Source organism: Amycolatopsis thermoflava N1165 (assembly GCF_000473265.1).
Classification (GTDB): Bacteria; Actinomycetota; Actinomycetes; order Mycobacteriales; family Pseudonocardiaceae; genus Amycolatopsis_E; species Amycolatopsis_E thermoflava.
The window spans coordinates 5,449,157-5,473,397 of sequence record NZ_KI421511.1; the positions used below are offsets into that span (position 1 = coordinate 5,449,157).

At 66.9% G+C, this 24,241-nt stretch carries 21 protein-coding genes; 6 read left to right on the forward strand and 15 right to left on the reverse strand.

Annotation, left to right across the window (positions count from 1 at the left end; genetic code table 11):
• Positions 1-92: 92 nt before the first annotated feature.
• Genes AMYTH_RS45755 through AMYTH_RS0126800 form a run of 6 tightly spaced genes read right to left on the reverse strand, consistent with a single transcriptional unit; the run spans position 93 to position 6,536 of the window.
• Positions 93-1,187, reverse strand: a complete 1,095-nt coding sequence (locus tag AMYTH_RS45755; protein ID WP_051362825.1) for a (Fe-S)-binding protein — start codon at positions 1,185-1,187, stop codon at positions 93-95.
• The gene (locus AMYTH_RS0126780; protein ID WP_027932848.1) at positions 1,184-2,566 is read right to left on the reverse strand and encodes an FAD-binding oxidoreductase; all 1,383 of its coding nucleotides are present in this window, start codon (positions 2,564-2,566) and stop codon (positions 1,184-1,186) included. The genes AMYTH_RS45755 and AMYTH_RS0126780 overlap by 4 nt, the downstream gene beginning before the upstream one ends.
• Positions 2,566-3,414, reverse strand: coding sequence for a fumarylacetoacetate hydrolase family protein (locus AMYTH_RS0126785; protein ID WP_027932849.1), 849 nt, complete (start codon positions 3,412-3,414; stop codon positions 2,566-2,568). Before AMYTH_RS0126785 ends, AMYTH_RS0126780 begins: the two co-directional genes overlap by 1 nt.
• 4 nt (positions 3,415-3,418) lie before the next feature.
• Positions 3,419-4,900 (reverse strand): M81 family metallopeptidase, encoded by a 1,482-nt coding sequence (locus AMYTH_RS0126790; protein WP_027932850.1) that lies wholly within the window; start codon positions 4,898-4,900, stop codon positions 3,419-3,421.
• Positions 4,900-5,259 carry a RidA family protein gene (locus AMYTH_RS0126795; RefSeq protein ID WP_027932851.1) on the reverse strand — a complete coding sequence of 120 codons (360 nt, stop codon included), beginning with the start codon at positions 5,257-5,259 and terminating at the stop codon, positions 4,900-4,902. The genes AMYTH_RS0126790 and AMYTH_RS0126795 overlap by 1 nt, the downstream gene beginning before the upstream one ends.
• A complete protein-coding gene (locus AMYTH_RS0126800; RefSeq protein ID WP_027932852.1) occupies positions 5,256-6,536 on the reverse strand; it encodes an aspartate aminotransferase family protein in 1,281 nt (426 codons plus the stop codon). Before AMYTH_RS0126800 ends, AMYTH_RS0126795 begins: the two co-directional genes overlap by 4 nt.
• A gap of 223 nt (positions 6,537-6,759) precedes the next feature.
• Here AMYTH_RS0126800 and AMYTH_RS0126805 point away from each other — a divergent pair, with 223 nt between their 5' ends.
• On the forward strand, positions 6,760-7,593 hold the full coding sequence (locus AMYTH_RS0126805) for an IclR family transcriptional regulator (protein WP_027932853.1): 834 nt from the start codon (positions 6,760-6,762) through the stop codon (positions 7,591-7,593).
• A gap of 8 nt (positions 7,594-7,601) precedes the next feature.
• On the opposite strand, the gene AMYTH_RS0126810 is transcribed toward AMYTH_RS0126805, so the two are convergent.
• The 9 genes from AMYTH_RS0126810 to AMYTH_RS0126850 form a co-directional block, all read right to left on the reverse strand.
• Positions 7,602-9,224 carry an N-acyl-D-amino-acid deacylase family protein gene (locus AMYTH_RS0126810; RefSeq protein WP_084022685.1) on the reverse strand — a complete coding sequence of 541 codons (1,623 nt, stop codon included), beginning with the start codon at positions 9,222-9,224 and terminating at the stop codon, positions 7,602-7,604.
• Positions 9,208-11,220, reverse strand: coding sequence for a glycoside hydrolase family 20 zincin-like fold domain-containing protein (locus AMYTH_RS0126815; protein WP_167344610.1), 2,013 nt, complete (start codon positions 11,218-11,220; stop codon positions 9,208-9,210). Before AMYTH_RS0126815 ends, AMYTH_RS0126810 begins: the two co-directional genes overlap by 17 nt.
• A gap of 10 nt (positions 11,221-11,230) precedes the next feature.
• Entirely contained in the window at positions 11,231-12,148 is a 918-nt protein-coding gene (locus AMYTH_RS0126820; protein ID WP_167344611.1) for a DUF4432 family protein, read from the reverse strand.
• Between the two features lie 47 nt (positions 12,149-12,195).
• Positions 12,196-12,960 (reverse strand): SDR family NAD(P)-dependent oxidoreductase, encoded by a 765-nt coding sequence (locus tag AMYTH_RS0126825; RefSeq protein ID WP_167344612.1) that lies wholly within the window; start codon positions 12,958-12,960, stop codon positions 12,196-12,198.
• A 67-nt stretch (positions 12,961-13,027) separates the two neighbouring features.
• Positions 13,028-13,840, reverse strand: coding sequence for an ABC transporter ATP-binding protein (locus AMYTH_RS0126830; RefSeq protein WP_051362828.1), 813 nt, complete (start codon positions 13,838-13,840; stop codon positions 13,028-13,030).
• 1 nt (position 13,841) lies between these two features.
• Entirely contained in the window at positions 13,842-14,807 is a 966-nt protein-coding gene (locus AMYTH_RS45760) for an ABC transporter ATP-binding protein (RefSeq protein WP_037322699.1), read from the reverse strand.
• On the reverse strand, positions 14,807-15,571 hold the full coding sequence (locus AMYTH_RS45765) for an ABC transporter permease (protein ID WP_051362829.1): 765 nt from the start codon (positions 15,569-15,571) through the stop codon (positions 14,807-14,809). Before AMYTH_RS45765 ends, AMYTH_RS45760 begins: the two co-directional genes overlap by 1 nt.
• 86 nt (positions 15,572-15,657) lie before the next feature.
• On the reverse strand, positions 15,658-16,584 hold the full coding sequence (locus AMYTH_RS0126845; RefSeq protein ID WP_027932859.1) for an ABC transporter permease: 927 nt from the start codon (positions 16,582-16,584) through the stop codon (positions 15,658-15,660).
• 25 nt (positions 16,585-16,609) lie between these two features.
• Positions 16,610-18,232 carry an ABC transporter substrate-binding protein gene (locus tag AMYTH_RS0126850; RefSeq protein ID WP_084022689.1) on the reverse strand — a complete coding sequence of 541 codons (1,623 nt, stop codon included), beginning with the start codon at positions 18,230-18,232 and terminating at the stop codon, positions 16,610-16,612.
• A 409-nt stretch (positions 18,233-18,641) separates the two neighbouring features.
• Between AMYTH_RS0126850 and AMYTH_RS0126855 the strand changes: the two genes are divergently transcribed.
• The 5 genes from AMYTH_RS0126855 to AMYTH_RS47205 all read left to right on the forward strand — a co-directional run bounded on the left by AMYTH_RS0126855 (position 18,642) and on the right by AMYTH_RS47205 (position 24,216).
• Positions 18,642-19,733, forward strand: a complete 1,092-nt coding sequence (locus AMYTH_RS0126855) for a Zn-dependent alcohol dehydrogenase (RefSeq protein WP_148085707.1) — start codon at positions 18,642-18,644, stop codon at positions 19,731-19,733.
• A gap of 67 nt (positions 19,734-19,800) precedes the next feature.
• On the forward strand, positions 19,801-20,859 hold the full coding sequence (locus AMYTH_RS0126860) for an SDR family NAD(P)-dependent oxidoreductase (protein ID WP_228684972.1): 1,059 nt from the start codon (positions 19,801-19,803) through the stop codon (positions 20,857-20,859).
• The gene (locus tag AMYTH_RS0126865) at positions 20,856-21,998 is read left to right on the forward strand and encodes a DegT/DnrJ/EryC1/StrS family aminotransferase (protein WP_037322703.1); all 1,143 of its coding nucleotides are present in this window, start codon (positions 20,856-20,858) and stop codon (positions 21,996-21,998) included. Before AMYTH_RS0126860 ends, AMYTH_RS0126865 begins: the two co-directional genes overlap by 4 nt.
• On the forward strand, positions 21,995-23,173 hold the full coding sequence (neuC, locus tag AMYTH_RS45770; RefSeq protein WP_051362831.1) for a UDP-N-acetylglucosamine 2-epimerase: 1,179 nt from the start codon (positions 21,995-21,997) through the stop codon (positions 23,171-23,173). The genes AMYTH_RS0126865 and neuC overlap by 4 nt, the downstream gene beginning before the upstream one ends.
• Positions 23,170-24,216 carry an NAD-dependent epimerase/dehydratase family protein gene (locus tag AMYTH_RS47205; RefSeq protein WP_084022691.1) on the forward strand — a complete coding sequence of 349 codons (1,047 nt, stop codon included), beginning with the start codon at positions 23,170-23,172 and terminating at the stop codon, positions 24,214-24,216. Before neuC ends, AMYTH_RS47205 begins: the two co-directional genes overlap by 4 nt.
• Positions 24,217-24,241 lie beyond the last annotated feature (25 nt).

Below are 24,241 nucleotides of genomic sequence, written 5' to 3' on the forward strand. Positions count from 1 at the left end.
GTCGCCGGGTTCAATGGTCGACACCACGGGCCCGTCGGGAGATCCGGATGTCGCAGAAACTGAAACCTTCGTTTCAGCGTCGCCCATAGTACTCAGGAGCCGCTTTCAGACAAGTCTGTCTGCCGATCCGGCCGAACCTGTTTCGAGGCGATCACGAGCAGTTCGGCCAGGTGCACGGCCTCCACCCGCGAGCGCCGTTTCCGCAGGCCGGCGCGCAGTTGCCGGAGACAGCCGGGATTCACGGCGACCACGTAGTCCACCCCGGCCGCCTCGATTTCGTCGATTTTCGCCGCCAGAATCCTCGCGCTGTCACGCGGCCGCAAGATCGAGTAGGTGCCCGCCGCGCCGCAGCACGCGGCCGCCGACGGCAGCTCCACGTACTCCGCCACCGCCCGGATCAACTCGCGAGGCTGGCGCCACACGCCGAGCCCGTTGCGCAGGTGGCACGAGTCCTGCAAGGCTACGCGCGCCGGGCGGCCGTCGACCGACAGCGTGCCCAGCGGCAGGACATCGGCTTCGACGAAGAACTCGCTCGCTTCGCGGACCCGCGGACGGCCGAGGTGCGCGGCCAGGTGCGCGGCGCAGCCACCGGACGTCGTCACGATCGTGCCGGGGAGTGCTTCGCCGAACTCCTTCGCCATCCGCTCGCCCGCGGCGGAATCCCCGTTGTGCGCGTGCAGCGCACCGCAGCAGCCCTGCCGCGGCGGCACGGTCAGCCCGGGCACCAGCGTGCGCACAGCGCGCGAAACCCGTGGGAACAAAGCACGTTCCGCACACCCGAGCATCAGCGACGGCCCGCCCGCGCTCGCCGCTGTCCGCGCGTGCCTGCGTACCAGGCCCGGCAACCGGAGCAGCCACGGGCGCGCCACGGCCGCCATGAGCAACCGCGCCCGCAGCGGCCGCCGTCCGCCGCGCCACTGGTGGTCCCGCCACTGCTCCAGCAGGTTCCCGTACTCGACGCCTGCCGGGCACACCGGTTCGCACGCCCGGCAGCCCAGGCAGAACGACGCCTGTTCGGCGAGCGTGCCGTCGTCCTCCGGCAGTTCCCCCGTCTCCAGCGCGCGCATCAGCGAAATCCGCCCGCGCGGCGAGGACGCCTCCTCCCCCGTCATCGCGTACGTCGGGCACGCCGGCAGGCAGTACCCGCAGGAGATGCACCGGTCCAGCAACGGTTTCGCGAAGATCATGAACCGAGCTTCCCGGGGTTGAGGACGCCGGCCGGGTCGAACGCGCTCTTGATCCGGCGCAGCAACCCGAGCTGGGCCGGGCCGAGCCGCTCGGCGAGAAACGGCAGTTTCGCCGCGCCCACGCCGTGCTCGCCGGTGATAGTGCCGTCCAGCCGGATCGCGGTGCGGAAGACCTCGGCGAACGCCTTGTGCGCCCGCTCCACCGCGGCCTCGTCGTCCGGGTCCAGGACGCACGTCGGGTGCAGGTTGCCGTCGCCCGCGTGCCCGAACGTCGCGATCTGCAGGTCGAACCGCTCGGCGATCTCGTCGATCCGGCCGACCATCTCCGGCATCCGCGGCCGCGGGACCGTGACGTCCTCCAGGATCGTGAGCGAGCCGAGCCGGGACAGCGCCGGCAGCGAACACCGGCGCGCGGTCAGCAGCGCCTCGGCACGCGCGACGTCCGCCGCCACCGTCACTTCGAGCGCCCCGGACTCGGCGCAGATCTTGCGCATCCGCACCATGTTCCCGGCGACGACCTCGAGCGGACCGTCCTCGCCGAACAGCAGCAGCGCGCCGGCGTCCAGCCGCAGCCCGAGCCCGGCGTACTCCTCCACCACGGCGACGCACTTGCGGTCCAGGAACTCCAGGGTGGCCGGTACGATGCCGGACGAGATGATGGCGCCGACCGCTCTGGACGCGTCCGCGAGCGACTCGAAGTAGGCCACGCCGGTGTTGCTCTCGGCCGGTGCGGGCAGCAGGGCCACCGTGGCTTCGGTGATGACCGCGAGCGTGCCCTCGGACCCGGTGAGCAGCCGCGTCAGGTCGTACCCGGCGACGTCCTTCCACAGCCGTCCGCCGGTCCGCACTACCTCGCCGGTCGGCAGCACCGCCTCCAGGCCGAGCACGTAGTTGCGGGTCACGCCGTACTTCAGGCCGCGCAGACCGCCGGCGCAGGTGGCGATGTTGCCGCCCACCGTCGCGGTCGTCCGGCTGCCCGGATCGGGCGCGTACAACAGGTTCCGGGCCGCGGCGGCGTCGGCGAGCCGGGCCGTCGTCACGCCCGGCTGCACGCGTGCGAGCAGCTCCTCGGAGCTGACCTCCAGAATCTGCGTCATCCGTGTCAGCGCGAGGATGATCCCGCCGCGCAGCGGGACGGTGGCGGCGCAGAGGTTCGAGCCGGATCCCCTCGGCACGACCGGGACGCGGTACGCAGTGGCCAGCTGCAGGACGCGGGCGACCTGGTCGGTGGTGGCCGGGAACACGACCGCGTCCGGCGGGTGGTGGAACAGCGGCGTGGCGTCGCGCGCGTAGACCGCGAGGTCGCCGGGCGACTGGCGGACGTGGTCGGGGCCGACCACCTCGGCCAGGGCGGCGGCGAAGTCGCGGTCCAGTCCCATCAGGCCTGCCCGCACACGTTGCGCTGGCGGCCGAGCCCGACCACCTCGGTCTCCACGACGTCGCCCGGCCGCAGGTAGCCGAACCGCCCGGACAGCGCGACGCCTTCCGGGGTGCCGGTGTTCACCAGGTCGCCGGGCTCGAGCACGAGGAACTGGCTGAGGTGCCAGATGATCTCGTCGACCGTGAAGACCATGTCGGAGGTCTTGGAGTCCTGGCGCGGCCTGCCGTTGACCCACGACCGGAGTTCGAGCACCTGCGGGTCCGGCACCTCGTCGGCGGGGACCAGCCACGGCCCGAGCGGGTTGAACGTCTCGCACGACTTGCCCTTGGACCACTGCCCGCCGGGCCTGCCGAGCTGGAAGGCGCGTTCCGAGACGTCGTCGGAGGTGACGTACCCGGCGATGCAGTCCCGCGCGTCGCCGAGCGTTTCGAGGTAGCGGGCGCGCTTGCCGATGACGACGCCGAGTTCCACCTCCCAGTCGGTGCGTTCCGAACCGCGCGGGATCAGCACCTCGTCGTACGGACCGACCACCGTGTTCGGCGACTTGTGGAAGAGGATCGGCTCCGCGGGCGGCGGGTCCCCCGTCTCGGCCGCGTGGGCGGCGTAGTTCTGCCCGATGCACAGGACGGCGCCCGGCCGGGCGATCGGCGAGCCGATCCGCATGCCGACGACGTCGATCTCGTACAGGACGCCGTCGTCGAGCGCCTCCCGCACCCGGTGCAGCCCGCCCCGCTCCAGGAAGGCGCCGTCGATGGCGTGGGTCAGCGGAGACAGGTCGTAGTGGCGACCGTCTTCCAGCACCACGGGACGCTCCCGGCCGGGAGCGCCCACCTGCATCAGTTTCATCCGTCTACTCCGGGAATTCCGCTGCTTCGAAGGGGTACAACGGCTTGCGCCGGTGCCGGTAGGTGAAGCGGTCGAGGTTCATCGCGGTGACGCCGTCGGTGTCCACGACGAGCATCAGCCGGGCGATGGCCCCGTATGCCGCGCGCGGCGAGTTCACGCCCTTGGCCACGACGATGCGGTAGCGCGCCGGGTCCACGCCGACGCTGAGCAGCTGCTGCAGGCTGGAGTTCATGACCGCCTTGGAGCCGATCACGAGCGTGTGCCCGTCGACGGTGTCCAGGACGGCCGTCGGGCCCTGGTCGAAGAAGCGGAACCCGCCGTGCGTGGCGGTGGGCTCCTCGAAGCGGCCGTCGGACACGGTGCGGACCGTCCCGTGCACCGGCACCGGCCGCCCGGCGGAGTGCACGTGCTTCGCCCCCACGCGAAGGTGCACCGCGGCGCCCTCCCCGGCCTCGATGCACTGCCGCGCCGAGTCCGGATCCCACAGGGTCTGCACGAGCGGCGGAGCCCCCCGCCGCAGGGCCGCGTCGAGGATGACGGTGGAGTCCCCTGGCGCCCCGCCACCGATGTTGTCCCCGACGTCCAGCAGTACGACCGGCCCCGTTGGTTCCCCCACCGCGAGGTCCAGGGCCTCCTCCACCGTGCGCTCCCGCGCCTGCAACTCAGCGCGGTGCTTCCAGACGTAGCCGGCGAGCTCCTGCGCGGCGACCCCGGCTTCGACCTCGTCGCCGTCGTGGATCGCGACGCACGACATGCCCATGTGCGGGACGTCCGCGTACGGGAAGCCCTCCGAGACCCGGACCGACAGCATGCCGGGCCGGTCACCGAGTTCGCGGGCCCTTGCCACGAGAGCCGCCATTGGCTGTTCGCGGGTGTCCTGCCTCGCGATGTTGACCACCAGCGGCAACTGCACCAGCGCCTGCCGTGGCCTGATCTCCCCCCTGGCCGCGGCCGCGATCAGCTCGGCGCACCGGACGCCCTGCTCCCGTACGTCGACGTGCGGGTTCGTCTCGTACACCAGCGTCACGGTCAGTGCGTCCACCAGGCGTTGCGAGATGTTGGCGTGCATGTCCAGCGCCGCCCCGACGGGCACGTCCGGCCCCACGACCTGCCGGACGCGGGCGGCGATCTCACCGTCCGCGTCCAGCACGTGCTCGGCCACCGCCGCGCCGTGGATGTTGAGCAGGACACCGTCCCACGGGCCGCGCGCCTCCAGTTCGGCCAGCATTTCACCGAGCAGCCACTCGAACGCGTCCTCGGTGACCGGCCCGGCCGGCGTGACGAAGGCGAACAGGATCGGTTCGAGCTCGACGCCGAGCTGCTCGGCGGCCGAGAAGTACCCGCCAAGCGCGGTCGAGGAGTCCGCGTACTCCTCGACGATCTCCTCACCGCGGGTGACCCCGCCGCGCTCGAACATGCGCCGGTCAGCACGGAGCGGGGAAAAGGTGTTTGCTTCGTGGAACAAGCCACAGGTCGCGAAGCGCATCAGTCCCCCGCGTACGCGATCACGTCGAGCTCGAACTTGACGATGCCGCCGAGGCAACTCGTCAGGGTCGTGCGCGCCGGGGTGTGGGGGAAGTACTCCGGGTAGATCCGGTTGTACTCCGGCAGGTCTGCCGGGTCTTCGACGTACGCGCCGACCTTGACCACATCGGACAGCGTGAGACCGGCCTGCGCGAGAACCCGCCGGACGTTGTCGATCGAGCGGCGCAATTCCTCCTCGAAGGTCCCCGGGACGAGCCGGCCGTCCTCGTCGACCGCAGCCTGCCCGGAGACGAAGACGTAGTCGCCGGCACGGACGGACGGCGCGAACACCCCGGCCGGGGACGCGGCGGAACCGGTCACCGTCCGGCCTCCCCGGCGACAGCAGCCGCGAACCTGGTGAGGGCGGCGTCGAGTTCGTCCTCACCGTGTGCGGCGGAGACGTACCAGACACCTCGCCCGGCCACCCACAACCCGTTCTCGAGGAGAGCCTTCGACAACCGCTCGTACCGAGCCAGGTCCAACTGCTGCAGGGAGCGGTAGTCGGTGACCGGAGCATCGCCGAAGGCGACGTGGAACGCGGGTGGCAGTCCGGCCACCCGCAGCGGCAGACCGTACTCCTGGCCGATGTCGCGGAGCCCGATCATCAAGGTGTTGCCGTGCTTGGCAACCCTCTCGTAAGGCGGATCCTCGAAGAGGCTGGTCAAGGTCGCGACCACGGCCGCGGTCGCCATGACCGAGCCGTTGAAGGTGCCCGAGTGGTTCACCTCCCCGGTGCCGAGCCGGCTCATCAGGCTTTCGCGCCCGGCCAGTGCCGACACGGGGAAGCCCCCGGCGATGGCCTTGCCGTAGGTGGCCAGGTCCGGTTCGACCCCGTACCTCTCCGCAGCGCCACCGAGCCCGAGCCGGAAGCCCGAAATCACCTCGTCGAAGATCAGCACGGCGCCGTACCGGGTGCAGAGTTCACGCATGCGCTCGAGGTAGCCGGGCAACGGCTCGATCACGCCGGCGTTGATCATCACCGGCTCGGTGATGACAGCGGCGATCTGATCGCCTTCCTCCTCGAACACCGCGGCCAGCCGGTCCGCGTCGTTCCACGGCAACACGATGAAGTCGTCGAGGTGGCTGGACAACTGTCCCGCGCTGGCCGCGCCCCACTTGCCGTCGCGCACCGCAGTGAGGACGTTGTCGAGCCAGCCGTGGTAGTGCCCCTCGAACCGGACGACCTTGGTTCGTCCCGTCGCGCCGCGAGCGAGCCGGAGTGCACCCTGCACGGATTCGGTCCCGGACACGCCGAAGCGGACCATGTCGGCCCAGCCCAGCGCGCGGCACACCAATTCGGACGCGCGCACCTCGAGCTCGTGCTGTCCGCCGTAGATCACTCCACCCCGGCACGCTTCCGCGACGGCGTCGACGACCTGTTCCGGGGCGTGGCCAAGGAAGTTGGGGCCCTGGCCGAGCAGGTAATCGACGTAGTCGCGGCCGTCGACGCTGTAGAGCCACGCGCCCTTCGCCCTCGCGATGAAGTCCTGGGCGCCGCTCAGCCGGACGTTGGAATGCACACCCCCCGGGGTTCGCTTCAACGCGCGTTCCCTCAGTTCCTCCGACCGCGGCAACAGCCGCGACGAGTCGCTGGACATCGACGAATCCCTCCTGCGGCCGGGCCCGGTCGAGAATCAGCTCCGGCGCCGTTTCATTGAGTGAAACTCAGAGTCTATCTTTCACCCACGGTAGGACTGACCGCGCCCAGCGTCAAGGGGTGTTATCCACCGTCCCGCAACCACGCGTGGCCCCCTGACAAGCGATTTCGATCCCGACTAAGATCTGAAACATCGACATTGCCCGCCGAAACGAGGAGGAGCCGTGGCTCGCGGCCGGAAACAAGACCCTGAAGACAGCCCGTCGGGAGCCGGATCGCCGGAAGAGGAGCGCGATTACTCCGTCCGCGCGGTTGAACGGGTTTGCCTGATCCTCAACCTGTTGCAGGAGTCCGTCGACGGGATCACCCTCAACGAGGTCGCCCAGACGACGGGGCTGCCGAAGTCCTCGGCATTCCGGTACCTCTGGACGCTCGAGAACCACAGGTACGTCGAGCGGGACGAGGAACACGGTCTGTTCCGGCTGGGCCTCGGGTTCGTCGGTATGCAGTCACGGCACCTGGAGATCCTGCGCGAGCGGGCACGGCCGACGCTCGAGAGCCTGCGGGACGAGTTCGGCGAGACGGCGAACCTCGGCCTCCTTGACGGCGACCGCATCATCTACATCGAGATTGTCGAAAGCCGGCGGGGCGTCCGGCTGGCCGCTGCCCGCGGCGATCACGACTACCTGCACAGCACCGCCCTCGGCAAGGCGATCGCGGCCCACCTGCCCGAGGACCGGGTCCGGCAGCTGCTGGAGAACACGGGCCTGCCCGCACGGACCGCCAACACGATCACCTCGATCGACGACTACCTGGACGAACTGGCGAAGGTCCGGCGCGTCGGATACGCCGTCGACAACGGCGAGAACGAGATCGACGGCCGGTGCGTCGCCGCGCCACTCCTGGCAACCCACCTCCCGGCGGCGATCAGCGTCAGCGGGCCGGCTTCACGCTTCACCATGCAGGACGTGAAGAAGGTCGCCAAGACCCTGATCGACATGGCGGCGGAGATCGCGACCAACCCCGTTTCCGCAGACTTGGAAGCGCGGAAGTCCTGACCACGCGATCACCGGCCGCGAAGCAGGAACCGGCCAGCACGGGCACCCGTTGTCCGTCCGTCAGCCACAACCTGCCGACCGTTGATCCAGACGTGCCGCACGCCCTCCGCGTAGCGGCACGGATCGGTCCAGGTCGCCCTCTCCCTGACCGCGGCTAGGTCCAGCACCGCGATGTCCGCCTTCGCGCCTGACGCGATGCGGCCACGGTCGATCAGGCCGAGCCGCTCCGCCGCGGCCAGGGTGCTCTTGTGCACGGCAGTGGGGAGGTCCACCACGGATCGCGCGCGGACGTACCGTTCGATGAGACGTGCGTGCGCACCGAAGTTCCGCGGGTGCGGTTTCCCCGGCGCGTCCTCGGTCATCGCACTGCCGTCGCTACCCACGATCGACAGCGGATCCGCGAGAAAGAACTCGACGTCGGCTTCGTCACGGTAAAAGAGGACGACCTGAACCCGGTTGCCATACCGGGCGCAGAGGTCGAGGCACAGGTCCTCGGGGCCCGTATCGAGGGCCTCGGCCGCCTGCGCCACGCTCCGGCCCGCCAGTTCCGGCCGCCCGGTATCCACGAACGAGAACACCACACGGCTCCAGTCCCAGGGGATGGCGCCGAAGAGGCCGCGCGACAGCTCGCGACGCGCCCGGTCGTACAGGCGCCCCGATGACAGCTGTTCACGAATGCCCGTCTCTCCCGACTCCTGCAACCAACCTGGCAAATACTGCGTGAGGGCCGATGCCGAAGCGTGGTAGGGATACACGTCGTACCGGACGTCGAGCCCGCGGTCCGCAGCCGCTTGGAACAACGCGACCACCTCCGGTGCCCGTCTCCACATCTTGGGGTCGTTCAGAGCCACGTGCGAGAATTGCAGCTTGACGCCGGCAGCACGGCAAACGGCTATCGCCTCCTCGAACGGCTCCGTCCCAGGGGTCGCCCTGGCATGGGTCGCGTACATGGCACCGTGCTCGGCCAGCACCCGGCCCAGTCGCACGAGTTCATCGAGGTTTGCGAACTTCGAGGGGACGTAAGTGAGGCCGCTCGACATGCCGAATGCGCCTTGCTCGAGCGATTTGCCCAAGCTCGCCGCCAGCCGTTCCAGGTCCGCCCGGTCGAGGTGGACGTCAGCCGAGCCCGTACACGCTATTCGCAACGCACCGTGTCCCACGAGCGGCACGACGTTCATCACCGGCCCGCTCGCGGTGACTGCCTCAGCGAATCCCGCCAGGTCATCCCACCAGACGCGCTGCCGGGGGAAACCGATCCCGGTGATGAACTCTTCGAGTGCATCTCGCCGAGACCGCGCGACGGGAAAGGGTGAAAAGCCGCAGTTACCGATGACTTCGGTGGTCACGCCCTGCGCAACCTTGCTTCCCGCCCCCGGCTCGTGGAGGAAACTGACGTCCGAGTGCGTGTGGATGTCGATGAACCCGGGGACGATCGTCAGTCCAGTGCAATCGATGCGGTCACTCTCGTCGACCTCAGCTACCGGAGCGGAAACCGCCTTGATCTCATCGCCCGCCAACAGCACGTTTCCGAGGAACGGAGGACGCCCGGTTCCGTCGACAACCGTGCCGTTGCAAAGCCAGGTTCCATTTTCCGCAGCTCTCACCTGCGAGCCATCAAACGATCCACGCATGCCACTGTTCCTCGCCTTGCAGGCCCGGCCCGGTGCGCAAGCGGTCGAGCGATGTCTCGATCTCCCGGACGAAACCCCAGTGTTCGCGCACCACCAGGGGAGCGAGGTAAGCCGGCTTTGTCGTGGCCGCGGTCTTCAACAGCTCGCGCCCGTCTGCGGACAACCGTTCGACCTCCTGGCTGGTCAATGTCGGCCGCCGGGCCGCTTCGATGACAGCGAGGAAAAGATCGGCGGTCGCCGCGAGCCGGCCCGACTCGGCTTTCCACTGCGTGACGGGCTCGGGCCAGAAGCGAACCACCCGCCCTTCGGGCATGATCGAAACCGCGTCTCGCAACGTCGCCGCGACCTGCCGGAGGACGTCTGCCATTGGCGGCTGGATGATCGCGAACGAACGCAACAAGTCGTCCGGGTACTGGGTGCTTCCCGCAGCGGCGGTCGAGAAGTAGGGCAGCAGGTGGTGGACGATGTACATCATCAACGGATAACTGGCGGTCACCGATCCGGCCGATCGGATGGCCTGGAGAGCGACGTCATGTTCGTCGTTCGCGATGTACCTGGCCCACCTCTGCTGGAAGCCCCCGGCGCCACCTGAGTGTTCGAGGTTCCACGACAGATCGGCGAAACACGCGTAGTTCGCGTGATCGGCGGGATCCGGCAAACTGTAGGCGAGGGCACCCTGCGCGCCGGCATTATGGCCACGGCGCAACACAGCCTCGATGTTCCCGGAAAAGTCCTGCTGGAACAGGTGCGGGAAGAGCCCGGTCGTGGGACAGCACCACGTCTCCGCGCGATCGGCGTTCGGTCTCGGGGCCGGATCGTTGTACTTCCACCAGGCGATCACCGGCACCGGGAGATCACGCTCTTCAACCGCGTCGAGATAACGGTCGAGGACACCCTCACGCACGAGCGTGTCGTGCCAGTGCACCATGGCAACGCCTTCGCCCGCGAGCACTTCGCCCACGCACAGGAGGTACTCGATGAGCATGTCTCCGGGTGACAGCGACCGGCAACCTACACAACGGCAGTACGGGCTGACAACGCGCCGACGATCGGCTGGATCGACGTTCCGTATCGGATAGTACTCGTCGCCGGCGACGTGCAGCCGGGACAGCCCGTTGGGGCGCAGGTGTTCTGCGACGAGGCAGCGCACCAGGCGCGCCAGCTCCGCACGAGCCTCCGGTCGCGAGACGCAATACCCGTAGCCGGTGGGCGCTCCCTCGTCGTCCAACGCGGACAGCGCCGGTAGGGCGCGTGGTACCAGGGTGGAGTGACCGGGGCCACCGAGATGGGGGATGATCTGGACGCCCAGGCGGTCCGCGTACCGGACCACCTCGCCGAAGAATCGGCCGGCGAACATCGCCGGCAGGTAGTCCAGGTCGACCTCGCGTTCTGTCTCCGCGCTCCAAGTGGTCACGTGTTGTGGTGACTCGAGTTGCGGGTACCCCGGCAACGGGGTGAAGAGGTATTCACTGGGACTTCCGTCATGACGGATGTCCCAGCAGCCGTAGATCGACACGCCGACCGTGTTGATCTTCAGCTGGGACATCCGGTCGAGGAATTGACGCCAGTCCTCGATCGACATGCGGTCCGTTCCGGCGAAGGATTCGACGAACACACCCCGGACGGCGAAGGTCGGCCAATCCGCAACCTCGCCTTCGGGCAGTGATCCGTTTCCGCCCCAGTCCCAGACGTCGAGCAGCGTGCGCACAGCGTGCAAAGCGCCAAGGCTGTCACCGGCTGACACGCGCACTCCGGTCTCGTCGAGCTGTATCTCGTAAGCCTCCCTCCTGAGTCCTGCTCGATGGAAGGTGACGGGCAGAGCGGGCAGTGACGGATCACCGGACACGAGCCCGGCGATCCTCCGGATGTGGTCTTCGTACTTTCGCAACCCCTCGTCGAGCTCAGCGACCAACAAGGTGCTGACGCGCACAGTCCGTCCGGTCCAAGAAGCGCGCCTGGGTTGTGGCACCAAAGCCGGCCCCGCCACGGAACTCACCGCCAAGTCGTCAATCCGGATCCAGGGACACAGGTGGTGGAGAACGTAATCCAGTTTCCGGCACGCGCCCCAGAGGATGACTTTCGCTCGAACGAAGCTCTGCGCATTCGACCTCAAGCCGGATCGTCTTGCTGGCACCAGGAGCAAGGACGAGCTCCGGTGCGGGAGCCGGGGGCGGCACACCGGGCAGCGGAGCGGTGGCCGGCTCCACCGCCAGAACCCCACCGTGCGGCGTGTCGCAGCGCCAAAGGTGGCCGAAGGGCAGTTCATCGCCGCTCCAGGCGATCTTGATCTCCAGCATCCGCCGGTGATCTCGGAGTACCGCCTCGGCGCGCTCCCCGGCTGGCGGCTGGGGTAGCGCCGTGGTCTGGTACGCGCGCTCGAGGTGTGGGTCACCGAGCCTCTGCCCATGCAGGAGGAACAACATTTCCGGACCGGGAAGCAGGAGGTTCACGTGGTACAGCAGGCGGACCCGCTCGGCCTGGCAACCGCGGTTCGTGATTACGTCGGAGAGCAGGAACCGGCCTCGACCCCCCTCGGTGCTGATCTGCCGCTCCACCTCGAGCAACGACCCGAGCCCGTCCGCTTCGCTGATCCGAGCGCGAGCCGAACCTTCCGGCCCGATGGCGACCAAGTGCGCGCGCTGATGCGCGAAGGTCCCGTGCAGACCACGTTCGTGCACCGGCCGGCCGATGTGAAACAGCCCGCACGTAGTGACGAGGCCACCACTGAACCCGCTGATCCAGGCGTTGTCCCTCAGCACCGCCAGCGGCGGGACGTCACGGCTCTCGTCGTACCAGGCCAGCGGCTTGCTCCGCCACCACGCCTGGCCCACGTCGAACCCGCGGTCCGGGAGAATCCGGATGTCCAGTCCGTCTTCGACGCGAATCTCCAACTGGCGCGTCCCCGTGGCGGGGCCGTTCGTCACGACGGACTCGCGGACCTCGCACCACCTCCCGGCGGAGTCACGAGCGCTCACGTCAACGTCCAGCCACCGTCCACACCGATCGCCTGTCCTGTCATGAAACGGCTGTCAGGGCCGGCCAGGAAGCTGACGACACCTGCCACGTCGTCAGCAGTGCCACGCCGCCCGATCACCTGGTGCCGGAGCGCGGCGCGATCGGTCTGGGCACGATCAGCGAAGCTTTCCTCTTCCTCTTCAGTGCGGATGGCGCCAGGCACCACGCAGTTCACCCTGATGCCCCGAGGTCCCAGCTCGCGGGCGAGCGACCGGGTGAAACCGATGACTCCAGCCTTGCTCGTCCCGTAGTGCAGCGCGCTCGGAGCGCCGGTACGTGCCAGGACACTGCTCACAGTCACGATGCAGCCGTCTCGAACCTCCGCGGAGCGGAACGCCCGTTGACTACACAGGAATGCGCCGCGGAGGTTCACACCGATGATCCTGTCCCACTCTTCCGGGCCGATCTCGGTCCAACTCCGGCGGACGGTCGCCGCCGCGTTCAGGACGAGGGTCCCGACCCGGCCGAGTTCACGTTCGCATTCCTCGAAGAGAAACTGCACGTCCGCGGGCTCCGCGACGTCTGCCGGGATGACGAGCGCGGTGCCGCCGGCGTCCACGATGTCCTCGGCGACCTGCTTTGCAAGGGTGACCATACGTTCGTCAGGATGACTGTTCAATGCTACGGCCATCCCCTCCGCCGCGAGGCGGCGGCCGATTGCTGCCCCGATGCCCCGTGAGGCACCCGTGACGAGCGCAACGCGCCTTTCCCCAGCAGCCACCATCACCCTCCTCGACTGCGTTTCAGTAAATGAACAGGATATACCATTTCAGTCCGAAACCGGCCGTTCAACCCAACGCCAATTCCTCCTCGCCGGTCCCCAAGCCCAGTTCGGCATCGCGGGAGGCGCTCACGAGGCCGGTCACGTAGGGGTCGTGCGTCAGATTTACGTCGAGCAGGTCGTCCACCGGTCCGTAGAACAACGACTTGCCGTGGCGCAGCACCAGCACGTCATCAGCGAGTACCTTCGCCACCGCTAGGTCGTGGGTGACCACGACAGCAGCGAACCCGTGCTCCTTCTGCAACTTGAGCAGAAGGTTGATGATCTGCGCCTGCACGGACACGTCGAGCGCAGAGGTCGGCTCGTCACACAGGAGAACCGATGGCTCGGGCGCCAGCGCGCGGGCAATGACGATCCGTTGTAGCTGACCGCCGGAAAATGAACGAGGACGGTCTTTGGCGCGTGCTGGGTTGATGCCGACGAGGGACAGGAGCTCGGTTACCCGGGCCCGCCTCGCGGCGCGCGACCTGCCGCGCAGTGGTTCAGCGATGCTCGAGCCGACACTGCGCATCGAATCGAGCGCATCGGACGGGTTCTGAAACACCATTTGCACGGGACTGACCCGGCCCGCCCGGCATGCGTGCGGTGCGCCGTGGATGAGAGTCTCGCCACTGGTCGGGGTCTCGAGCCCGGCTATACACCGCACCAGCGTGGTCTTGCCCGCACCGCTTTCCCCCACGATCGCGAGTGTCCGGCCTCGTTCGACCGAAAACGTGATCTCGGCAAGGGCTTCGCGTTTGACGCGTCCACGGCCCCCGAAGGTCTTGCCGAGGCCAATCGCTTCAATGGCGGGGGCAGTTCCGATCACTGAGGTAGTCACGTCAATCCTCCAGATCAGCGAAGTGGCATGCTGCGCCGCGAGCGCCGGCCGTGACGTAGACCGGCGTCTGGTCCCTGCATTTCTCCCGAGCAGCAGGGCACCTCGGGTGGAAGTAGCACCCCGATGGCCAGTCACCCGGTAACGGCGGTTCACCGCCGACCGTGGGTAGCAGGACCCGGTTCGAACTGTTCAAGCGCAGAGAGCACGAGACGAGCGTTCGAGTATAGGGATGCGCGGGTTTGCGGAGAACGGTAGATGTCGGTCCCAGTTCTGCCAAGTGCCCGGCGTACAAGATGCCGATCTCGTCGCAGAAATGGCTTACCAATGCGAGGTCGTGGGATATCAGCAGCATGCCAGTGTTCCCGTCACCGGCGATGTCGCGTAGCAGCCTGAGCGCATCCACGCGTAAGTTGGCGTCCAGCGCGGAGGTTGGCTCATCGACGACCAGGAGTTCCGGAGCCGGCATGAGCGTCATCGCCAATGCGACACGCTGGCTCATGCCGCCGGAAAGTTCATGCGGGAACAGGCGGAACAAACTGGCCGGCTCGGGCAAACTGAGCTTCGCACAAAGCTCCTCGGCACGAGCCACGGCTTCCGGCTTGCTCATCAGCCGGTTCCGCACCACCGACTCGACCAACTGAGGCCCGATCCGCTGAACCGGATCGAAGGCGCTCGCGGGGTCTTGCAACATGAGACCGGCCATCCTGCCCAGGAGCGGTACAACGGTGTCCGGCTTCGACAGGTCAAGCCACTGTCCACGTCCGAAACGAACGCGTCCGGCCGCTTTGAGCCCCCGCGGCAACAGACCGAGCATCGCGCGAGCAGTGACCGTCTTCCCCGCCCCCGTCTCGCCGAGGAGTCCCACCATCCGCCCGGCTTGAACCACGAGGTTCACCCCGGACACCACTTCCGCTCCGCTCACCGTCCTGACGGCCAGGTCCTCGACGACAACCGCTGGAGCGTTCATCAATGGCCTCCGTTGTCGACGTGGAAACGGTCGCGCAGACCGTCCCCGATCAGGTTCGCAGCCAGGATGAGCACAACGATGAACAACCCGGGCACCGTTGCGATCCACCAAGAACTGCCGAGCTGGTCGCGCCCCTGCGCGATCATGTAACCAAGACTCGGCGTAGGCGGTTCCAGGCCGAGACCGAGGAACGACAAGCCCGCTTCGTACAGCATCACACCACCGACCTCCAGCGAACTGAACACGACGATGGGCGTCGCCGCCGCCGGAACCAGGTGGCTGATCAAGATGTTGCCCTTCCGCGCGCCGGCCAACCGCGCTGCCGCGATGTACCCGCGCTCGCGCTCGACGAGCGTGTGCGTCCGGAGGAGTCTCGCGAACGGCACCCAAGCGACGGAGGACAGCAGCAACACCATCGTCACTACGTTCCTCGGCACCACCATGGCAGCGGCGAGGAACACGAGAATTGGCGGCACGGCAAGCTGGAGATCGACGATCCGCATGAGCAGCGCGTCCACCCAGCCCCCGACGTAAGCGGAAAGAGTGCCGATCGTGACGCCGACAACCGCGCTGAGCAGCGTAACCGTGACGCTGATCATCAGTGACGTCACGATCCCGTGCGCGCACCAGTTCAGGAGATCTCGGCCGAGGACGTCCGTGCCGAGGGGATGCCCCGGGGAGAACGGGGGGAGGCCGCCCTCCGACAACTCCTGCGTGTTGGGGTCTTCGAGCCAGAACACCGCGAACAATGCGAGGGCGATCATGGCACCCAGCAGGGTTACACCGGCCCGCAGAGAAGTGGCTCCCGCGCTCGTCCGAGGCCGGCGAGGGATCCTGTCCGCTATGGCTATCATGCCGTCCCCTTCCGCGTCCGAGGATCGATGAGCAGGACGACGACATCTGCCACCAGGTTGAGCAGGACGTAGAAGGCGGCGACGACGATGATGATCGCCTGCACCACAGCGAAATCCCGCGCCTGTACGGCCGACACCACGAGGTTGCCGATCCCCGGCCAGGAGAACACCGTCTCCACGACCAGGCTGCCGCCGATCAGGTAACCGAGTTGCAGGGCAGTCAAGGTGACCGCGGGGCCCACCATGTTGCGCAGTCCGTGCCGATAGACGATGCTTCGCTCGCTCAAGCCCCGGGCTCGCATCGCTTCGACGAAGTTCTTCCCCATCACGTCGAGCAGTTGTCCCCGGAAGATGCGGAATTGGATCGGCACGATCGGGATAGCCATCGCGAGCATCGGAAGCACCAACGCGGCCGGTTCGTTGAAGCCGAAGCTCGGCAGCAGTGGAACCTGCACAGACAGGAGCAAGATCAGCATCAGGGCGAGCCAGAAGTTCGGCATGCCCTGGAAGACTCCAACTGAACGACGCAGCGCGCGGTCCGCCACGCCTTCCCGGTGCCGCACGCTGAAGATCGCCAGGACCAGCGAGATCGCCGACGCCAGGAGCAGCGCGGAGAGAACCAGTACCAGGGTGTTCGGCAGGGACTCCATAACAACCGTCATGGCGTTCTCGTTGGACCGGTATGAAACACCGAAATCACCGGTGACGAGGTTGACCAGGAAATTGCCGAACCTCGGAAGTACCGGCTGGTCGTACCCTAGCTGGGCGTTGAGCGCGGCACGCTGGTCGGCGGTCATGAACGGGCCACCGAGAACGTCCGACGGCTTGCCGATCAGGTTCGTCAGGGCGAAGGAAATCGCCACCGCGCCGAACAAAACGATCAGGCTCTGCCCAAGCCTGCTACCGACGTATCTGTACAACATCTGACCTCCTAGCCGGTCACAGGTTTCAGGCGCTGAGGTACACCTCGCCCAGTCGCGGCAGGAACCCGTCACGGGGAACGGAGTAACCCTGGACAGCGGACCTGTGCACGTCGATCTCGGTCACGGTGTAGAGCGGGATCATGGGCAGTTGCCGGGCGAACAGCTCTTGCATGTCCGCGATCACCTGCAACCGTTCCGGCCCGTCCGGCGTGCTTACCATTTTTTCCTTGAGAGGCTTCAACTCCTCGAACCCGGAGACAGTCTCGAAGTACCCGGTGGTGAGGAACAGCGGAGCTCCGTTCAGCCAGCCCATGTCCCCCATGACCGACTGGTACGGCTTCTGCAGAGTTGTGTCCATGATCTGTTTTGCGATCTCACCGATGGGCTTTTGGGTGACCTTCAGCTCGACACCGATTTTCTTCACCATGCCGCTTATCGCGAACGCCATCTTGTCGAGACTCGCACCAAGTTCTGGCGCCCAGATTATCTCAGCCTGGACAGGGGAGGACAACCCGCATTCGGCGATGATTTGCTGTGCTTTTCCGAGGTCGTACGAGTACTTGGTGGCGGGCGCATGATAGCCGTACACCCCCGGGGGAAGAACACTTTCGGCAGGCGTGCCAACACCGTTCTGGATCGACTTTATCAGTGCGGCTTTGTCGATCGCGTGGGCGACGGCCTGCCGAACCTTGAGGTTGTCCGAAACCGGGCTCTTCAGGAAGAAGATGACTTCGCTTTGCGACCAGGTCGGCGCCTCTTGGACCACCAGGTTCCGATCGGAGCGCAGCGCCACCGCATCAGCTGGCGCGACCTTGGCAACCAGGTCGATGCTGCCGGATCGCAGGGCGGAAGCACGGGCCGACGCATCAGGGATGATCAGGAACTGGACCTCCTGCACGTACGGCCCCGGGCCGCGGTAGTCCGGGTTGGCGGTGAGGACGATCGATTTCGCTGCCGTGTAACTGACGAACCTGAAGGGGCCAGTTCCGACCGCTGTCGCCTTGACGACGTCGACCCCCTGGGCGACGAGCTTCGGCGAGATGATGCCGACCAATGTGGCGTTCCGCGCCATATCCGGTGCAGGTTTAGGCGACTTGACGCGGAAGACGGCGGGGTCGGAGTCGTCGAAGACCGCATCGGCCGGGATCAGCAGCGAAAGACCGGCGTCCTCCCGGCTGTAGTACTCGAACGTCTTCCGCACGGCCGTCGAGTTCAGCACCTCGCCGTCATGGAACTTGACGCCTTCCCTGAGCCGGAACGTCCACTCGCGAGCATCAGGGGAGGATTCGTAACTTTCCGCCAGCAGTCCTTCCACGTCAGAGGTCCCTTGCTTGAAACGCAGCAGCCCCTCGTACACGTGGTTGGAGAGCACCGAGAGGGTCGCACCGTCGAAGGCGACCGACGGGTCGAGGCTCGATGGATCCGCCGGGTGCCCGACACGGAGCACGCCGGTCGGGGTTGCCGGCGGGCTGCCCTGCCCGCCACCCGAAGACTGCTGACTACCGATGGAACAACCGGACAAGACGGGAAGACCCACGACCAGACCCGCCCCCGCGCCGATCCCCCAGCGCAACGCCTCTCGCCTGCCGATGCCACGCCGTTTTGCTGCGAGAGCCGGCGGAGCGGTACGAGATGCGGAATTGCTCATGATGTCTCCTCTGAACCGTGGTCAATGCCCCCGGGAGCGCAGTGTCGCCAACAAGCTCGGTTCTACTGGGTGAGATTGCTGTTTCAAACAAGGTACCCCACGGGTTGGCGTCCAACAAGAAGCGGAACCTGGGCACAGCACGCGACCGGCGCGAAGCTCCAGGTCACTTACCGCTAACGGTGGACAACGGCTGGACCAGTCGTTTTCCTGTCCGCACGCACCGCGGCGAGGCGGTGATTGTGGTGCACCGTAGGCCATCCGGGGCGGTAGCGGTTCTCGCCATTATGAAACTGTTGTATCGTTGTCCGGAACCAGCGGGCGTCGCGCCGGCAGCGGTGACGATTCGCCTGGCCGGCCGAGCCCCACAGCAAGCGCGGCGCCGCCCGCCCGTTCGAGCAAGGAGCCGACAGTGGACGTTCTCGCCCCCGTGTTGAGACACCCCAATGAGCCACAGAACGTCGAACTCGTTGCACTCGGCGAACCTCGGACTGGTGAGGTGCTCGTGCGGATGGTCGCGGCCGGGGTTTGCCACAGCTGTCTCAGCGTCGAAAAGGGGGCTTACCCGGACGTGCCCCTGCCCATGATCCTCGGCGACGAAGGCGCCGGCGTCGTCGAAGCCGTGGGACCAGGATGTGACTCACTGCAACCCGGCGATCACGTCATCCTCTCCTGGGCCCCGGTGTGCGGTCGATGTCGTTCATGCGCAGCCGGGCTTCCCGCCCTGTGCCCGAACACCTCCCCGTTCCAGATGCGGGACGGGACCACCCGCTTCGAAGCCGGCGGCACCCCCATCCAGCACTTCGGCCCCTCCACGTACAGCTCGTACGTGGTGGTGGACGCGACCGCTGCGGTCAAGATCCGCGCCGACATGCCGCTCGACAAGGCAGCGCTCATCGGCTGCGCCGTGACAACGGGCGTCGGAGCGGTGTTGAACACCGCCCAAGTACGGCCTGGCCAGAGTGTCGTCGTCTTCGGGTGCGGGGGCATCGGCCTGAACGCCGTGCAGGGGGCTGCGCTCGCAGGAGCTCAACCGGTGATCGCTGTCGACCTCGCCGAGCACAAGCTGGAAGCCTCCAAAGTCCTCGGCGCAGAGGTTCAGATCAACGCGCAGCAAACGGACCCGATCAATGAAGTCCTCGCCCACTCGGCCGGCGGAGTCGATTGCGCAGTGGTGGCGGTCGGCTCGACGCAGGTCATGGAACAGGCGCTGGCGGTTCTCCGGCCACGGGGCGTGTGCGTCCTCGTAGGTGCGCCCCGTCCTGGTGACCTGGTCCGCGTCGACCCCGGGCTGCTCACCTCGGGCGAGCGGCGGATCGTCGGGTCGAAATACGGCTCGTCAAACCCGCACGAAGCGTTCCCCGAACTGGTCGAGCTCTACCTGGCGGGCAAGTTGAAACTCGACGAGCTGATCGGTCACCGCTACCGCCTCGACCAGATCAACGAGGCCTCCGCAGCGCTCGACGAGGGCCGGGACCTCCGCGGGCTCATCGTCTTCGACTGACTCTGCGGGCCCGCAGCGTAACTCGCTCTCTGGGAGCGCCGCGGCGACGGTTGATAGCAACGTAGGTGTGACTGAACGGTCTGCACATACGAGAAAAGAGCCGTTGCCGACGCGAACAGGGGGTGGCCATGCGGCCACCCTCCTGAACCGCCAGGTCCTGGTGACCGGTGCCGACGGATTCATCGGGAGCCATCTGGTCGAGCGCCTCCTCGCCGAAGGCGCGGACGTCCGTGCGTTGTGCGTGTACAACTCGAACGGGTCGTACGGCTGGCTGGACGAGCTCGACCAGGACCTCGCGGAGCGACTGGACCTCCGGCTCGGCGACATCCGGGACGGGCGGTTCGTGCACGAAATCGTCGAAGGCATCGACATCGTGTTCCACCTCGCCGCTCTGATCGCCATCCCATACAGCTACCAGGCCCCGGCCTCTTTCGTTGAGACGAACGTGACCGGCACCCTCAACGTTCTGGAAGCGGCCAGGGCTCTTGGCGGCGTGACGGTTGTGAACACCTCGACCAGCGAGGTCTACGGAACCCCCAGTACGGTGCCCATCCGGGAGTCTCACCCGCTGCGGGCTCAGTCGCCTTATGCGGCATCGAAGATCGCTGCGGACCAGCTCTGCGAAGCGTACGCGCGGTCATTCGACCTCGACGTCCGGACCCTGCGCCCGTTCAACACCTTCGGCCCCCGGCAATCGGCGCGCGCGATCATCCCCACCATCCTCGGGCAGTTGCTCGCCGGACACACGCGAGTACGGCTGGGTAGCCTCACCCCCCGGCGCGACTTCACCTACGTCTCCGACACGGTCGACGGCTTCGTCCGGATGGGCCTCGCCGATCTTGCTCCAGGCACCTTGGTCCAGCTCGGCACCGGAGAAGACATATCCATCGGTGAGCTCTTCGACGTCTGTTGCCGGGTCACGGGCGCCGACGCGGTCCCGGAAACTCAATCGATACGCGTCCGGCCCAGAGCCAGCGAGGTCGAGATCTTGCGATCTGATCCCGGGAACGCACAGTCGGTACTCGGTTGGCGGGCCGAAACCGCGCTGATGGACGGCATCAAGAGAACAGCCGCGTGGCTGCAGCCGAGAACCGATCCCCACCGCGCCGTGAGGTACGCCAGATGACCGGTCAAGCAAATCGAATTCCCCTGGCGGAACCCGAACTCTCCGGCAACGAGAAGCGTTACGTACAGGAATGCCTCGACACGGGTTACGTGTCGTCGGTGGGACCGTTCGTGAACCGGTTCGAGCGCGAGTTCGCGGAGAGCATCGGTGGGGCGCATACGGTGGCGTGCGCGAGTGGCACCGCGGCACTCCACGTAGCGCTCAGGCTGGCCGGAGCGGGCACTGGCTCGCTGGTCGCCGTGTCGACGCTCACCTTCATCGCCTCGGCGAACGCCGCCGCGTACACCGGTGCAGATCTGTGGCTCGTCGACAGCGAGCCACGCACCTGGAACATGAACACCCACCTACTCCACGACGAGGTCGTGCGAGCCGCACGAGCAGGCCGTCGGTTCCCCGACGTCGTCGAGGTGGTCCACCTTCTCGGCCATCCCGCTGACATCGAGCCGCTCCTGGACCTCCGCGAACGGTTCGGCGTGCGCATCGTCGAGGACGCCGCCGAGGCGCTGGGGGCGGGATGGAGCACAGGACCGCTGGCTGGCCGACATGTCGGCACCGTCGGTGACTACGGCTGCTTCTCCTTCAACGGCAACAAGATGATTACTTCCGGCGGCGGTGGCATGATCGCCGCCACTGACGAGCGTGCCGCGGCGAAAGCACGGCACCTCACCACGCAAGCGCGGTCACCCGAACGCGGCTACTGGCACGACGAAGTGGGCTACAACTACCGGATGACCAATGTCGCTGCAGCGATCGGTCTGGCTCAGCTGGAGCAGCTCCCGAAGAAGCTCTCGGCGAAGCAACGAATTGCCGCGCGCTACAACGCGCGTCTCGAGCAGCTAGCCGTGGAGCGTTGCCCGCACGAACCATGGGCGACCCCATCCCACTGGATCTATTCGATCCTCACAAGCGATCCCGATCCGCTGATCGACGCCCTCGCCAAGAAGAACATCGAAGCGCGGCGCCTGTGGCCACCAGTTCATCGGCAGCCTCCGTACCTCTCGTCGCACCAGGTGGGCCGGGGTGTCGCGGATTCCTTGTACCAGCGGGCCGTCTCCCTGCCCAGCTCGGTGCATTTGAGCGAGATCGACCAGGACCGCGTTCTCCACGAGGTCATCCAGACCATCAACCGAGGCCGATGACTCAGCTGCGGAAAGTGTGTGCGTTCACCGGATCCCGGGCCGACTACAGTCCGATGATCCCCATCTTGGAATGCCTGGACACCGATCCCGAGATCGACTTGGTGTTACTGGTGTCCGGCGGTCACCTGGTGCCAGACCAGGGAAAGACTGTTGACGAAGTCCGCGAAGACGGCTTCACGATCGCCGACGAGATCGATGTCGTGCTGTCCGGAGACCACCCCGCCGCCATGGCGAAGTCACTCGGCCTGGGAGTGATCGGGATGTCCGACGCACTGCGCAGGATCAGGCCTGACGTGCTGCTCGTTTCCGGCGACAGGTACGAAGCACTCGCCGTCGCGGTGGCAGCACTTCCACAGGACATCGTGATCGCTCACTTCGGTGGCGGTCAGCTCACCTACGGGGTCGTGGATGAACGTATCCGCCACGCCCTCACGAAGATCGCGCACCTCCATTTCGTGCTGAGTGCGACCGACAAGGGCCGCTTGGTGCGCATGGGCGAAGATCCAGCCCACGTGCATGTCGTCGGCGGCGCTCTTCTCCGCGGGCACGTCACCGGCCGAACCTTGGGCCGGGCCGAACTCGCGCAGCAATTGGGTATCTCACTCGGGCCACCGGTCTTCACCATCACCTACCACCCGGTCACGAGTGACCAACTCGAATCCGCCAAAGGGCTCGCGGCGATGCTGGACGCTCTGGATTCCCATCCCGATGCCACGCTCGTGTTCACCGCACCCAACGTCGACCGCGGTGGGCAGCAGATTCTCCTCCAGATCCGGGATTACGTGTGGCGGAACGGAAAACGAGCGCTCTTGGTGCCCTCACTCGGCTGGCGGCGGTACCAAAGCCTCCTGGCCTGCAGTGCCGTCGTGATCGGGAATTCGTCCAGCGGTCTGGTCGACGCACCGGCCGCCGGAGTCCCGAGCGTCAACATCGGCTCTCGTCAGGAGGGGCGCGATCGGGCAGCTTCGGTTCTCGACTGCCCACCAGAGCGGGCCGCGATCGCTGCGGCGATCACCAAAGCCCGTGCCGTCCAGCGCAAGGCGCCACCCGAACCCGGGAGGCCGGCGGACAACGACCTGAGCCGCCTCGTCGCAGCACCGGTGAAAAGTGCCGATTTCCCTGATTTCCAGAAGAAGCGATTTTACGAGAACGACCTCGGAGGCGTTGACAAATGACATTGGTGTGTGTGACAGGGGCTGCCGGCCGGGTGGGTTCGACGCTCGTGCGGAGGCTCAGCACCGGCGGCTACGACGTGCGTGCGGTGGTTCGCCCCGGCAACAAGAAGTTCCCGATGCCGTCCGAGGTCGAGACGGCCGAGGCCGACCTGACTGACGGCCGTGCGCTCCGAACGGCAGTCGAAGGTGCCGACGTGGTGATCCACCTGGCAGCCCAGATGCCCTTGGGCGACAGCACGGTCGAGGAGTACTACGACATCAACGTCCTGGGAACGCTGCGCGTCCTGGAGGCGTCAGTCGGCGCAGGCCGCACGGTCCGGCGTTTCATCTACGCCAGCACCGACAACACCTACGGTCCGGCGGACCCGAACGTCATGTCACTGACCGAAGAGTCCGAGCAGTTTCCCGGCGACTACTACGGAACTTCAAAGGTCTTGTGCGAGCACCTCGTCCGCAACTACCGCAAAATCCACGGGCTCCAGTACACAATATTGCGGTACGGATCGGTACTTGCTCCGAACGAGGCGGGGTCGCTCTTCCGGATGAGCTGGGTGAGAGGTTTCCTCGAAACACACTCGGCGCTCGGGCCGCGGAGCAACCTCTGGCCGCTGTTCAAACTTGCGCACGGCCTCGCCACCCTGCTGCCCGCGCCGGACCAGGCGGACGACCCGGCCGTCTGCCTCGTCGGGCCGGACGGTGCACCTTGGTCCATCCACCTCACCGACGTCCGCGACACCGTTGAAGGGACGATCCGGTGCATCGAGTCCCCAGCGGCCGCGAACGAGGGCTTCAACATCGTGGGGCCGCGGGCGACCAGTTTCGCCGAAGGTGCCAAGGTGATCGCTAAGCACCGCGACACCACCCTCCTCAACGCCCACATGCCGGTTCGGCTGGCGTTCGAGCTGTCGAACGCGAAGGCTGAACGGCTCCTCGGCTACCGTCCGCGGTACGACTTCGAGTCCACATTGCTCGCCGGCTCCGGCGACACGCGGGCTACGGACTACGTTCCGGTAGGAGCCGGCTGGACCGCACCGACATCCTGAGCAGATGGGGCATCGGCACGGGCGC

Excerpts from the sequence above, each read along its gene's own strand:
- AMYTH_RS0126845 (WP_027932859.1), bottom strand. The coding sequence starts at position 16,584 with ATGTTGTACAGATACGTCGGTAGCAGGCTTGGGCAGAGCCTGATCGTT.
- AMYTH_RS45765 (WP_051362829.1), bottom strand. The coding sequence starts at position 15,571 with ATGATCGCCCTCGCATTGTTCGCGGTGTTCTGGCTCGAAGACCCCAAC.
- AMYTH_RS0126780 (WP_027932848.1), bottom strand. The coding sequence starts at position 2,566 with ATGGGACTGGACCGCGACTTCGCCGCCGCCCTGGCCGAGGTGGTCGGC.
- AMYTH_RS45755 (WP_051362825.1), bottom strand. The coding sequence starts at position 1,187 with ATGATCTTCGCGAAACCGTTGCTGGACCGGTGCATCTCCTGCGGGTAC.
- AMYTH_RS0126850 (WP_084022689.1), bottom strand. The coding sequence starts at position 18,232 with ATGAGCAATTCCGCATCTCGTACCGCTCCGCCGGCTCTCGCAGCAAAA.
- AMYTH_RS0126790 (WP_027932850.1), bottom strand. The coding sequence starts at position 4,900 with ATGCGCTTCGCGACCTGTGGCTTGTTCCACGAAGCAAACACCTTTTCC.
- AMYTH_RS0126810 (WP_084022685.1), bottom strand. The coding sequence starts at position 9,224 with ATGCGTGGATCGTTTGATGGCTCGCAGGTGAGAGCTGCGGAAAATGGA.
- AMYTH_RS0126865 (WP_037322703.1), top strand. The coding sequence starts at position 20,856 with ATGACCGGTCAAGCAAATCGAATTCCCCTGGCGGAACCCGAACTCTCC.
- neuC (WP_051362831.1), top strand. The coding sequence starts at position 21,995 with ATGACTCAGCTGCGGAAAGTGTGTGCGTTCACCGGATCCCGGGCCGAC.
- AMYTH_RS0126785 (WP_027932849.1), bottom strand. The coding sequence starts at position 3,414 with ATGAAACTGATGCAGGTGGGCGCTCCCGGCCGGGAGCGTCCCGTGGTG.
- AMYTH_RS0126800 (WP_027932852.1), bottom strand. The coding sequence starts at position 6,536 with ATGTCCAGCGACTCGTCGCGGCTGTTGCCGCGGTCGGAGGAACTGAGG.
- AMYTH_RS47205 (WP_084022691.1), top strand. The coding sequence starts at position 23,170 with ATGACATTGGTGTGTGTGACAGGGGCTGCCGGCCGGGTGGGTTCGACG.
- AMYTH_RS45760 (WP_037322699.1), bottom strand. The coding sequence starts at position 14,807 with ATGAACGCTCCAGCGGTTGTCGTCGAGGACCTGGCCGTCAGGACGGTG.